Genomic DNA, 12,548 nt, shown 5'->3' on the forward strand with positions numbered 1-12,548 from the left:
TTATTATCCGTGTTGCCGGCTTATATTATAAATGCAGCTTATACACTTGGCATAAGAAGGTATAGCACTATATTGTGTTTCCATACTCAAGGGTATGATGTTGTAAGCTCATGACTAAAGGCAAGCTCACGACTCAAAGCGTATCAGCGGTTCAATATCTATCGATTTGCGGGTCGGTGTATGACGAAGACTGGTTCCAGTATAGACAAAAGCGGTGACATAATCCTCTGCACTCACGCCAAAATAAGCTTTTACGGCAGGCTCATTACACAATAATCCGGTGCGCCAAACCGTGCTAAATCCTTGTGCTTTTAATGCAAGAATAAGATTTTGTACCGCCGCGCCTGCACTAAGCATTTGCTCAAATGGCGGTACTTTTTTATGTGCTTCCATCTTAGTGACGACAGTAATAATAACGGGGGCGCGCAACGGTAACGTTGTTATTTTTTGACTCTCTTTATCAGATAACGTTTCACCAGCAGCCATCGCTTGGGCTTCAGCCGCGGCAACCAATGCTTGACCAAAAGCGTGACGCGCCTCGCCTTCGGTCACAATAAAGCGCCAAGGCTGCAGTTTCTTGTGGTCAGGGGCCGTTGTCGCGCAGCCAATTGCAGTCATAATCTGTTCATGAGTAGGTGCAGGCTCGTTTAAATTGCCAATACTACGTCTTGAATTGATCCAGCCAATCAGCTGTTCGTCGGTTACCGTCGCATCGGCTAATGCGGCATTTGCCGCACCCTTTGCCTCTTCTATCGAGATATCTTTATTATTCTTAGCATCACTCATGGTTCGTCCTTATTTGTTATTATCATTATTAAAATATTTTTATGCCTACGTTTTTAGTGAAAGGTTTTTAGTTAAACATTTTTGGCTATCGTAGCAAGCCGTTGTAATCATAGCATTATGCGGCATCATCAAGGCGATGCTTCATTTTTAGATAGTCTTCTGACTGCATTTCAAGCAATCTTGAGCGTGTTCGTTCAATCTCAAACGCTAATTTTTCACCTTGATATAAGTCAAGAATGGATTGTTCAGCACGAATAAGTAATTTCACACGGCGGTCATAAAACTCATCTACCATATAAATAAAACGGCGCGTTGGGTCACGCAAATCATCGTTTAAGGCGGGCACGGCATTGACCAATACCGTACTATAACGGTTGGCAATTTCGATAAAATCAGCAGCTGAACGCGGTTCCATGCATAAATGACGAAAATCACAAAATAAAATGGTTTCTGTACGCGCATTTATTTTAATTTCGCGACCGTTAATCACAATCGGTTCATTACTGATTTTTATATTGTTAGAAAGACTGGCAAAACGGTTTGCAAGCCAATGGTGATTGCCTTTGGTCATTGGTGATTTATACAACTCGGCTTGCTGCAATACGCGCAGGCGATAATCAATACCGGAGTCAATATTCATCACGGTACAATGTTTTTCGACCTCGGCAATGGCAGGCATAAAGCGGTCACGGTGTAGACCATCTTTATACAGTCCTGATGGTTCAATGTTTGAGGTCGCAACTAAGGTAATGCCGCGATCAAATAACATGGTAAACAAGTCGCCTAAAATCATCGCATCAGAGACGTTAGAGACAAAAAACTCATCGAAGCAGATAACCACGGCTTCTTTATAAATAATGTCGGCAACCTTCTCGAGCGGATCACACTCACCTTGTATGAGATTCAGCTCATGATGAACGCGTTGCATAAAATGATGAAAATGCTGACGCATCTTACGTTCAATCGTCAGCGAGTCGTAGAACATATCCATCATCCACGTCTTACCACGCCCAACTCCTCCCCACATATACAGACCTTTTGGCGCGACAGGTTTGGCTTTTAAAAAGCTGAAAAACCCTTTTTTTCGTTCCGCACTGGCATTAAGCTGATGATAGAGCTCATCAAGGTAACTCATAGCCTGATACTGCTGGTCATCTCTGGTAAAGTCATCAGTATTGATGGCTTGCTCGTAGCGCTGCAATGGAGATAATCTCATAAGGCGACTCGTCATTCGACAAAATAAATAATGAAATAATGTGTTGAAACCGTCGATTACTACCAACTTATGTCTTTTACACTGAGACAGTAGCAACCGAGATGTCAGAGTGGCTTACCAACGCCAGTCTTTAGGTTAGCACGGCTTAAGGTATAACAATAATCAATTAAATTTATCGAAATATAGTAAAACCAATCACTTTAATTTCAGTTAAATCTGTTTGCAATCTCTACAGTATTTATCAGAGGATACTATATATCGCCATTAAAATTATATATTGTCATTAAAACTATGCTGCTGTAATAATTTCTTCAATTCAGACAAGCGACCATGAAAAAAGTGACCAGCCCCTTCAATAACACTGACCTCAATCCCCAACTTCTCAGCGAAAGCTTGCATATTAGCGGGCGCAATGACTTCATCAGCGTCACCATAAATTTCGAAAGTTTTTTCAATAGGGAGCGTTAAGTCATTGCTGTCATTCTTCTCTATTGACGGTGAAATCAGAGCAACTTTCGATATCTCAAAGTCACTTAGACCCCAAATATGCGCTGACGTGAGTACTTGTTCAGCGACGCGTGCCGTCACATAACCGCCAAAGGAAAAGCCACCAAGCCATAGCTTACGGGCACTGGTTTGACCTGCCAGCCATTGTAGCACGGTCATCGCATCAAGCACTTCACCGACCGCATAATCATGCTCGCCAGTCGATTGTCCAACGCCGCGAAAATTAAACCGCACGACATGCATGCCACTATCACGCGCAAATCGGTACATCGTAGTCACGACTTTATTATTCATCGTACCGTCAAATAGCGGATTAGGATGACACAACAATGCAACGGTATCAGTATTCGGGTCATTAGGATTGTCTTGTTGCCACAGCGTATCGACTTCGAGCACGCCGGCAGGAGCGGGAATTAATTGCATAGGTTTCATTATTAATTGTGAATGGATGGGGTAATTATCCTAGATATGAGTTATATTTCAAGTCATTTGCTGTGTATCTGCTTGGTTTATTATCTATAACGATTAAAAACAGCTTAGAATCGCTAAAAAATGCCCAGTAATGAGGCTTAATTTTTATAAATGAGTACAGGTAACATGGCGGCAACACCACACACAATAACTGTCTAGACGTTAAGGAAACAAATAGGTTAAATTTACAATGCTAGTTTCCCAATGTAAATTGCCCAATCTTTGAATGACTTTATGATTTTTTATAGGAATAATTATGATTACTTTTAACAAAACTGCCACTTTGACTGCCACCCTAGCCGCAGCACTGGCTTTGAGTGCTTGTCAATCGACCTCTACCACCTCACCTGTTATTCAGCGCGCCAACTCTACTTATGAAACCACTGGCGTGAGTTCTACTAAGATCAAAGCGCAGCAAAATGCTTTAGACAGTGCCAAAAAAACGTGTGGCTCTCGTCAAGTGATTGTGGTAAATGACACCACCAAATATAACGGTATTTTAGGCGAACGTACGGGTCGAGTAATTGACCAAATCGGCGGTATATTTGGTAAAAATCAAACAGATACTGCACGCAATGACGACTATGAATATATGATTAATTTCCGTTGTCAGTAATCGGTTTAGGCAGCAGTCTAAAATTTTAATCAATTAAAAGTTTGCTTTTAATAAATAAAAGCAACTTCTAGCCAATAAAAATGCGATATAGATATTTTCTTATCGTATATTTGTTGGCTTTTTTGTTGTGAATACTTTTTTTAAATAATTTTTGTTGTAAATAATAGGAACAAGTTGTTTATCAGAATGATTTTACGCTAAGCTACCCTTCTTTTCTCCACGTTAGATTCCTCTTGGTCTACTATTATGCGCAAACCCAATCTTGCCAGTTTGGCACATGCAAACGCTAAAAATGCAAAGGTACTGGTACCTGCCAAAGATTTGGCGACCCTTGAAGCTGAGCTGGCTGAAATTGAGGATAGTCTGGCAGAAAACCTTGAAGATACGGTGCTGCGTCTCAGTGATTATTTAGCCGCTGTTGATATGGTAATCAAACAAACCTTTGATCATAGAGTATGGGTCAAGGCTGAAATTCGTAATCTCTCAAGTAAAGGCGGGCATTATTACTTTGAGTTGGCGGAAAAAGACGACGATGGGAAGGTGGTCGCAAGCTGCCGTGGCAACCTGTGGCGCTTTAAAGCCGCACGTGTATTGGCAAAATTTGAGCGCGCAACGGGCATCGTACTCGACCGCGATTTAACGGTATTGCTCAAAGTATCCGCAGGCTTTCATGCGCAATATGGTTTCTCGCTGACTATCGAAGATATTGACCCCAGTTATACATTGGGCGACTTAGCGCGGCAATATGCTGAAATGGTGGATCGTCTAACTGGTGAAGGACTATTACATCTGAATCAGCAATTGCCTAGCCCATTTGATATCGAACACGTCGTTGTCATTGCGCCCGAAAAAGCAGCGGGATTAGGCGATTTTCAAGCGGATGCTGATAGACTTGCCCGAACTGGCGCGTGTCATTTTCATTATCATCATGCGACTTTTCAAGGCAATCATGCGCCAATGGAGATACGTCAAGCGATTGTGAGCGCGCAGCAAGACTTTTATGCGACGTATCAGCGTTTACCGGATTTACTGGTTATTATTCGTGGCGGTGGCGCGGTTGGTGACTTGGCATATCTTAATGATTACGAACTGGCGGCTTTGGTTGCCGAACAGTCCGTACCAGTGTGGGTCGGCATCGGTCATGAGCGTGATAAAGTAATTTTAGATGAAGTGGCGCATACCAGTTTTGATACCCCATCAAAAGTAATTGCAGCTATCACTGCACATTTAGCACAAGTAGTAGCACAAGTGTTAAATTATCAAGCCCAAATTAAACAAGCTGCGCAACGACAACTGAAAACCGCTGAACAACAAACCACGCGACAACTCAACCGAGTACAGTCGCAGACCATTGGACGGTTGACTGCCCTACAAAAAGATAGCCACTTTGCATGGCGTAGTATCGAGCAAAGTGCCCAACGACAAATAACTCAAGCCGCACGAGTAGCAAAAGAGTCTTTTGAACAAACACAATCAGCTGCTTATCAACAAGTGGCTAGAACACGTGATAACAGTACTGACTATCAAAAAACTGTCATACAAAATGCGCAGCAACAAGTCCTGCAAGCGCAGCGTGATAGTCAGCATTTACGCGATATGATATTGCTACAGCAACCTACACGCGTACTCCAACAGGGCTATGCCATGCTCACTAATGAAACGGGCAAACAGGTATTAACTAGCAGTACTCAACTTTCTGTTGATCAATCCGTTAACATTATATTAAAAGATGGTAAGGCAACTGCACGCATTAGCCATGTAGAAAATGCTGCTATTGAAACCATCTCGACTGATAATGTATCAAATCAAGCAAATATTACTATCTGATTATTACTTTTCTAAAATTTTAAACATTAGGATATTTTATGACTATTTCTAACACTACCACCGCCGCGCCTGCTCGCAAACGCAAAAAAGCCGCCCCAAAGACCTTTAAAGCGGCTTACGATATTCTAAAAACCAATGCTGCGGAACTTCAGCAGCAAGATGAGCCAGATATTGACAATCTAATGACCACGGTTGAAGAGTCCATTGCTGCTTATCGTGTGTGTGAGACGCGTATTAATGCCATTCAACAAGCATTAGATGCAGCTTTTGCAGAAGAATCACCTGACAATAACGACCGCTGATGTAAATTTGAGCCTTATTCAGGCTCATCCACTTCAAATACTTGACGTAAATAAGCCAAATAAGTGTCATTATTAATCATGGTTTTGCCGGGGCTATCAGACAATTTAGCCACCGGTTGACCATTACATTCAATTAATTTTAGTACAATATTGAGTGGCGTTAAGCCCATATCGTTGGTGAGATTGGTGCCAATCCCGAAACTGGTCTTAATACGGTCATTAAAATACTGATGTAGCTCCCATGCCTTAGGCAAGTCTAAACCATCACTAAAGGTCAGAACCTTAGTTTTCGGATCTATCTTTAATTTTTGATAATGGGCAATGGCTTTATCACCCCAAATATAAGGGTCGCCACTATCATGACGCAGCCCATCGAAAAGCTTGGCAAAATACAAATCAAAATCGCGTAAAAATGCATCCATGCCCACCACATCGGTCAAGGCAATCCCCAAATCCCCGCGATATTCATGTACCCACGATTCTAATGCCGCTTTTTGCGAATCGCGCAAGCGCACATCTAATGCCTGAAACGCTTGCATAAACTCATGTGCCATAGTGCCAATGGGCGTCATATTAAGCTTTTTGGCTAAATAAACGTTAGACGTACCACTCACGATTTTTGGTTCAGCTTTATGCAAGGTTTCTACTACATGCGCCTGCCAAACTTTACTAAAACGTCTGCGCGTGCCAAAATCAGCAACAATGAATGGTGGCTTATCGACTGTCTTTTTCTGTGCAGCTTGTTGCTCAGCATAGCTATGTAATAACGCTACCTTGTCATCAAGCCTACGCTGCCCTTCTGCAATGACCGTGGCGTTTGATAAGGCATTAAAATACAACTCATTAACGATAGCTAAGACAAATACTTCAAAGAACATGGCCTGAATCATCGGTCCTTCGATGTCGATAAACAACCGACCTTTCTCGTCCGTACTCACGGTAATAAAGCGACGTTTTAGCTTAAATAGCTCAAGATAATCAACAAAATCTGAGCGCATAAAACGCAGACCACGCAAGTAGTCCAGTTCATCTTGCAAGAAGCGCAATTCACATAAACTGTCTAATTGCGCCTCAAGTTCTACCTTGATATCCGCCAACGGATACGCAGCGTCTTGATTATTACGGCAGCGAAACCGATAAACGCCATGTGTCTGCGGAAACTGATGCAGCATCGCTTGTAACATGGTGAATTTATACAAATCGTTATCAAGTAATGATGTGATAATGGGGGCAACGCTAGTAGGAGTATCGGTAACGGTCATGTTACAGCCTTAAACACGAAAACAAGAAGTCAACATCAATTAATCCGTAAAATCGCGCTGTAAATAATCAAAATTTAATGACGCAAATTTATAACGGAGTAGTGATAGTAGTAGATAAATAAAGGTCTGAGTATAACGAAGTTTACTATTTTTTGCAGAATTGACCGATATTAACAGCAAAACTACTACGTTCTAAGCAACATTTTAACATCAAGTTATCGCTTGATTTCAAGAATTGCACCACGAAAAAAAACGCTAAAAAATTAATCTTAGCGCCTTTTTTATCATTAAATAACAGTATAACAGTATAACAGTGGCTTATTTAACCAGTTTAACCAATGGCGCATAGCCCGACTGTGGCATCGCACTGACAGGGATAAACTGTAAAGCGCCGCCATTAATACAGTAGCGCAGACCGCCACGGTCTTTAGGACCATCGGGGAATACATGACCCAAATGCGAGTCTGCAACCCTTGAACGAATCTCGGTACGTACCATGTTAAATGCCATATCTTTATGCTGAGTAATTACCTGCATATCAATCGGTTTGGTAAAGCTAGGCCAGCCACAGCCTGATGCATATTTATCCGTTGATAAAAATAACGGTTCACCACTTACCACATCGACATAAAGACCAGGCGCAAATAACTCATCATATTCGTGACTAAAGGCACGCTCTGTACCCGCATCTTGAGTAATATTATACTGCTCTTTGGTCAAAGTATTTTTGAGTGCATTTTTATCAAAGCCAGCATAACGCTTAGCAGACAAAGTTTCAGCAATGGTGGTGACCGGTGCAAGCTTAGTACGCGCTACGCCTTCTGGTTTATCATCAGCCAAACTTAAATCAACATGACAATAACCATTTGGATTTTTAGCTAAATAATCTTGATGATACATCTCAGCCAAATAAAAATTATCTAATGACTTATTTTCAACCACCACTTTTTGTTTGTATTTGCTTTGGACTTCTTTAACGGCAGCATCAATAACAGCTTTGTCTTTGCTATCGGTATAATAAATTCCAGAACGATACTGGACGCCGCGATCGTTGCCTTGTTTATTGAGACTGGTTGGGTCAATCACGCGGAAGTAGTATTTTAATATGGTTTCAAGATCGGTTTTATCAGCATCATAGGTTACTTTTACAGTTTCAGCATGCCCAGAGCCACCAATAACCTGCTCGTAACTTGGATTTGCTCTGTTAGCCGCACCATTGGCATAGCCGGATACCGCATCGACGACACCGTCGACGCGCTCCATGTAGGCTTCAATACCCCAGAAACAGCCACCCGCTAGGTAAATCGTGCGAGTGTTGATTGGCTTACCTTGGGCGTTGTAATATACCTCGCCCTTTTTGTTGATGGATTCAATTTTGCTATTATTTTCTGCTGATGTTGCGTCAGGTTTGGCACTTCCCGCTTTTAGCTCAGCAAAATCGTTACCCGCATTTTCAGCCAAGGCATACGCTTGCTGTTCCGTCATGTTACCTTTGACCAGATGCACCAAATTGCCTTTTTTATCCAATATTGCCCAGCTTGGATAAACTTGTATGCCTAACTTATTAATCAGACTGCCTGACGCATCGACCAAAACGGGTAGCTTAGGATAATCAGCTTGTACGCCTGCATACCAAGTATTAAATTCACTGGCGGCTTTTTCATTCAGATGACCAGGGCTTGCCACGGTTACCACATTTAAGCCTGTAAATTTAGGATCGGTGCGCCAGCTTTCAGTCTCCTCTAACGTACCCAAACACAGCGGACACCAGCTTGCCCAAAATTTCACTAGCGTTGGTTTATTAGGGTCGATGACTGCAGCGCCATTTTTACCAAGATCTTTAGTCAGCTGTGGCAAAGCTTGCATTTGCTTGAGCATATCAGATGGCAGCATATCGCGTGAGCTTGTCACACCACTATTTTGGTTGGCTTTCTGACTGCCCGATTTGGCGTTATTTTCTGCGCTACTCATTTGCCCACAGGCTAATAATAGTCCTGCACTTAATACACTAGTGACGCCAAACGCGCTGACGTTTTTTAACCAACGTGATGGTGGACGCTGTGATTCTGGCGTTAAGTCGTTGTCATTTCGAGAGTCATTTTGAGAATTTTTATATGACATGGTATGTCCTTGTTACGAAGCCTGACGACTGTTTAAAAGCATTGCGACTATCTATGAGGTAGAATCTGATATGTTTCTTAAACAGTTTATAAGAAATAAAGAGGATTTAATAATATCGAGCGTGATTTTATAAAGATAAAAACAATAAACACAGGACTGGAAATTCAGAAAGTTGTTCGCTTGTATGTAGATATTACGATGATAAGACCGTAAATACAATTAGATAATATTAATAGTGTCGATTTATAATTTAGTTTACTTTAACAGTAAAATACGTATTGCTACATTTATTTTACAGCAGCGTAAGACTGTAGATAAGAAATAGTGATTTATAGATTTTAACCGATAATCTCATTGAAATTTGGCTTGGGAATTATCTAGCGACAACAGATTTTTTAGAAACGAGAGTATAAAAATGGCAAGTAGCTTGTAAGATGTTCAAGGATTCTTAAGGTCTTACTTAGGCTATATTTTAATCTAGTTTTTAGGTGATAATGGTTTGATATTTACTTTCTCGCTTGCATAAATTGAGCGACATAATTATCAACAGGATTATTGCGCAATTCGGTTGGCGTGCCTGTCTGTACCAAACGTCCGCCATTTAAAATACTAATACATTGACCGACTTTGACCGCTTCATCAATATCATGGGTAATAAATACAATCGTTTTATTGAGCCGTGCTTGTAGCTCCAGTAATTGGTCTTGTAATTGCGCACGAATCAAAGGGTCAAGAGCAGAAAAGGCTTCATCCATCAGCAAAATCGGGGTATCGGTCGCTAACGCCCGCGCCAGTCCGACACGCTGCTGCATCCCACCGGACAATTCATCAGGATAGCTGTTTTCTAAATTTGGCAAACCCACTTCATTTAGCCAGTGCCGTGCAATCTCATGGCGCTCGCTGACGTTCATCTTGCGCACCCGCAGACCATAAGCGGCATTTTGTAAGACGGTCATATGCGGCGTTAAGCCAAAATGCTGAAATACCATACTGACATTCTGTTGCCGATACTGCTGTAGCCCTTTATCGTCAAGCTCTAAAATATTAATAACGCTTGAAGGTGCAGACTGAGAAGCGCGGGCTGATATAGAGTTATCTTCTGCAATATTAGTTTGTGCATTAATGGCAGTATCCACCCAAATTTTACCACTGGTTGGATCAATGAGCCGATTAATATGACGTATTAACGTTGATTTTCCCGAACCTGACAGCCCCATAATGCAATGCAACTCACCGGCTTTAATAGTCAAATTAATATCATAAAGTCCTACGGAATAGCCGGTTTGCTCTTTTACATCAATACTGTTCATACCTTCAGCCAGTAGTGTCAGCGCAGACTGTGCTTGCGCATTGGTCGCATTATAAATTTTACTAATATTTTCTAGCCGAATATGATTCATGATTATTCTCGTTTTTTTATTAATTTTCACAGTCATTATTTTATTATGTCATCGAATCACTTATTAACCAATATGTCGACTACCCGCTTTAATGGTCTGTTGTCGGGCGCGTTTACCTTGACCAAAGGCTTGGGTAATCCGGTCAATGATAATTGCCACAATGACAATCGCTGTGCCCGCCTGTAGACCTTGACCAATATTCAGGGTTTGAATAGATTGCAATACGTCCTCGCCAAGCCCCGGCGCACCAATCATAGACGCTAGAACCACCATCGCCAACGACATCATCACTGCCTGATTGATACCCGCCATAATACTAGGCAAGGCTTGCGGCAGTTTAATCCAAATGAGTAATTGCCAATGCGTGCTACCGAATGAGCGTCCTGCTTCCACCATTTCGTGATTAACTTGGGTAATCCCTAACGTGGTTAAGCGAATCAGTGGTGGCAAGGCATAAATGACGGTAGCAAATAACGCGGGTACTTTACCAATGCCAAACAGCATCAGCACGGGTATCAAGTAGACAAAACTGGGCATCGTCTGCATCACATCCAGTATGGGTGTGATAATTTTGCGCAGCACCTTACTGCCTGACATGGCGATACCAATCGGAATACCGATAACTACCGTAACCAATACTGACACAATTAACAGCGCCAACGTATCAATCAGCGCGCTCCAAAGCCCGAATGAACCAATCAAAAATAACCCAACGCCACAAGCCAATGCAAACCATATTTTACGCACGCCAAACCATGCCAAGATAGTAACCAGCGCAATGATTAACCACGGTGGAATAATCGTTAATAAACGCTCAAGAGGCAATAATAAATAGGTTAAAGCCACATGGCTGATACTACGAAAAACATCACCATAATTTTTGACAAGACTTGCGAGAGACTTATTCAGTGGGGTTTCAAGCGACCACGAAGGAAAACTTGATGACCATCCTAATATAGTGTCAGTTGGTGACTTTGATGCGGTGGTATTAAGCGGAGAACTAACACTGCTATTACTGGTGCTATCTGATCCTAAACGAATACCTAAAGCAGCAGCGAGCTTATCGGCTGCCGTATCAGATATCCACGCTTGCCAAACATTGGGATTATCACGTAAAAATTCCAATGCTTGCTCATCGCCACTGCGCTTATTTTCACTCATTGCCAAGATAGCCCCATTCAGCGCATCAGGCGTAAATTGTACTTTTTTAAAGGCAGCAGAGACTTCAGGATTGTTGCTTATAAATGGCGTTGACACGGCAATACCTAATGGTGAGACAGGAAAGCCAGAAACACAGTTGGCACTGCCGTCCGCCTTTAATAAGTCTTGCCAGCACGCATCATCATAAGCAGGAAATTCTAGCGGGGCAAAGTCGTATTTAGCGATTAACCCTGTTGGCTGCCAGTAATAAAACAATAACGGCTTTCGCTGCTCAAATGCCGATGCAATCTCAGCATCTAAAGCTGCGCCTGTACCGGGACGGACATTATTAAAGGTAGTACCAAGACCCGTATTTTTAAGTAAGCGCGTATTAAATACCTCACACGCCCAACCCGATGGACAATTCATAAACCGTGATTTTTTTGGGTCTTCAGGGTCTTTAAATAGATGCGCATATTTTGGTAAATCTTGATAGCGACGTAACCCGGGATTGTCTTCTATCACATATTTGGGTACATACCAGCCTTGGGTCGCACCGCCTTTAAGCGTGTCGCCAATTACCATCACTTTTTTATCTTTGATGGCTTGCTCCATGATAGGCGAGCGCCCAACCCACTGCTCACCAATAACTTGAATATCGTTTTGTGATAATGCCGTTTCAAGCGCTGGACCTGCGCCTGGCACCTCTTCAATCTGACAACCGTAGCCTTTTTCAGCAATGTACTTGAGCACGCCAGTGGTGAATTGACCGCTCTCCCAAGTCAATGCGCCAAATTTAATCGGATTATCACACGCCGCTGATGCAGATACCGGCAGCAACCACGAACTCAATAGCAGTAAACTTAACGCAACCCATTGGCGCATGGCATATCCTATTTA

At 42.2% G+C, this 12,548-nt stretch carries 10 protein-coding genes; 3 read left to right on the forward strand and 7 right to left on the reverse strand.

Annotation, left to right across the window (positions count from 1 at the left end; all coding sequences use genetic code 11):
* Nucleotides 1–126 precede the first annotated feature (126 nt).
* From AOC03_RS02140 to AOC03_RS02150, 3 genes are all read right to left on the reverse strand, one after another.
* Nucleotides 127–786: a nitroreductase family protein gene (locus AOC03_RS02140; RefSeq protein WP_062533392.1), complete on the reverse strand. Its 660-nt coding sequence runs from the start codon at nucleotides 784–786 to the stop codon at nucleotides 127–129.
* A 115-nt stretch (nucleotides 787–901) separates the two neighbouring features.
* Complete coding sequence (gene zapE, locus AOC03_RS02145) at nucleotides 902–2,002, reverse strand: cell division protein ZapE (RefSeq protein WP_062533393.1); 1,101 nt, start codon at nucleotides 2,000–2,002, stop codon at nucleotides 902–904.
* Nucleotides 2,003–2,272: 270 nt separating this feature from the next.
* The gene (locus tag AOC03_RS02150; RefSeq protein WP_062536382.1) at nucleotides 2,273–2,932 is read right to left on the reverse strand and encodes an alpha/beta hydrolase; all 660 of its coding nucleotides are present in this window, start codon (nucleotides 2,930–2,932) and stop codon (nucleotides 2,273–2,275) included.
* 304 nt (nucleotides 2,933–3,236) lie between these two features.
* Between AOC03_RS02150 and AOC03_RS02155 the strand changes: the two genes are divergently transcribed.
* The 3 genes from AOC03_RS02155 to xseB all read left to right on the forward strand — a co-directional run bounded on the left by AOC03_RS02155 (nucleotide 3,237) and on the right by xseB (nucleotide 5,725).
* On the forward strand, nucleotides 3,237–3,596 hold the full coding sequence (locus tag AOC03_RS02155; RefSeq protein WP_062533394.1) for a hypothetical protein: 360 nt from the start codon (nucleotides 3,237–3,239) through the stop codon (nucleotides 3,594–3,596).
* 246 nt (nucleotides 3,597–3,842) lie between these two features.
* On the forward strand, nucleotides 3,843–5,423 hold the full coding sequence (gene xseA, locus AOC03_RS02160; protein ID WP_062533395.1) for an exodeoxyribonuclease VII large subunit: 1,581 nt from the start codon (nucleotides 3,843–3,845) through the stop codon (nucleotides 5,421–5,423).
* Nucleotides 5,424–5,461: 38 nt separating this feature from the next.
* Nucleotides 5,462–5,725 (forward strand): exodeoxyribonuclease VII small subunit, encoded by a 264-nt coding sequence (gene xseB / locus AOC03_RS02165; RefSeq protein ID WP_062533396.1) that lies wholly within the window; start codon nucleotides 5,462–5,464, stop codon nucleotides 5,723–5,725.
* A gap of 14 nt (nucleotides 5,726–5,739) precedes the next feature.
* Here the strand turns inward: xseB and pncB are convergent, their stop codons facing one another.
* From pncB to AOC03_RS02185, 4 genes are all read right to left on the reverse strand, one after another.
* A complete protein-coding gene (gene pncB / locus AOC03_RS02170; RefSeq protein WP_062533397.1) occupies nucleotides 5,740–6,987 on the reverse strand; it encodes a nicotinate phosphoribosyltransferase in 1,248 nt (415 codons plus the stop codon).
* A gap of 318 nt (nucleotides 6,988–7,305) precedes the next feature.
* Entirely contained in the window at nucleotides 7,306–9,108 is a 1,803-nt protein-coding gene (gene msrAB / locus AOC03_RS02175) for a bifunctional peptide-methionine (S)-S-oxide reductase MsrA/peptide-methionine (R)-S-oxide reductase MsrB (protein ID WP_062533398.1), read from the reverse strand.
* 506 nt (nucleotides 9,109–9,614) lie between these two features.
* On the reverse strand, nucleotides 9,615–10,508 hold the full coding sequence (locus AOC03_RS02180) for an ATP-binding cassette domain-containing protein (protein ID WP_062533399.1): 894 nt from the start codon (nucleotides 10,506–10,508) through the stop codon (nucleotides 9,615–9,617).
* 63 nt (nucleotides 10,509–10,571) lie between these two features.
* Entirely contained in the window at nucleotides 10,572–12,533 is a 1,962-nt protein-coding gene (locus AOC03_RS02185; protein WP_062533400.1) for a glycine betaine ABC transporter substrate-binding protein, read from the reverse strand.
* Nucleotides 12,534–12,548 lie beyond the last annotated feature (15 nt).

Source organism: Psychrobacter urativorans (assembly GCF_001298525.1).
Classification (GTDB): domain Bacteria; phylum Pseudomonadota; class Gammaproteobacteria; order Pseudomonadales; family Moraxellaceae; genus Psychrobacter; species Psychrobacter urativorans_A.

Excerpts from the sequence above, each read along its gene's own strand:
- AOC03_RS02140 (WP_062533392.1), bottom strand. The coding sequence starts at position 786 with ATGAGTGATGCTAAGAATAATAAAGATATCTCGATAGAAGAGGCAAAG.
- zapE (WP_062533393.1), bottom strand. The coding sequence starts at position 2,002 with ATGAGATTATCTCCATTGCAGCGCTACGAGCAAGCCATCAATACTGAT.
- AOC03_RS02150 (WP_062536382.1), bottom strand. The coding sequence starts at position 2,932 with ATGCAATTAATTCCCGCTCCTGCCGGCGTGCTCGAAGTCGATACGCTG.
- AOC03_RS02155 (WP_062533394.1), top strand. The coding sequence starts at position 3,237 with ATGATTACTTTTAACAAAACTGCCACTTTGACTGCCACCCTAGCCGCA.
- xseA (WP_062533395.1), top strand. The coding sequence starts at position 3,843 with ATGCGCAAACCCAATCTTGCCAGTTTGGCACATGCAAACGCTAAAAAT.
- xseB (WP_062533396.1), top strand. The coding sequence starts at position 5,462 with ATGACTATTTCTAACACTACCACCGCCGCGCCTGCTCGCAAACGCAAA.
- pncB (WP_062533397.1), bottom strand. The coding sequence starts at position 6,987 with ATGACCGTTACCGATACTCCTACTAGCGTTGCCCCCATTATCACATCA.
- msrAB (WP_062533398.1), bottom strand. The coding sequence starts at position 9,108 with ATGTCATATAAAAATTCTCAAAATGACTCTCGAAATGACAACGACTTA.
- AOC03_RS02180 (WP_062533399.1), bottom strand. The coding sequence starts at position 10,508 with ATGAATCATATTCGGCTAGAAAATATTAGTAAAATTTATAATGCGACC.
- AOC03_RS02185 (WP_062533400.1), bottom strand. The coding sequence starts at position 12,533 with ATGCGCCAATGGGTTGCGTTAAGTTTACTGCTATTGAGTTCGTGGTTG.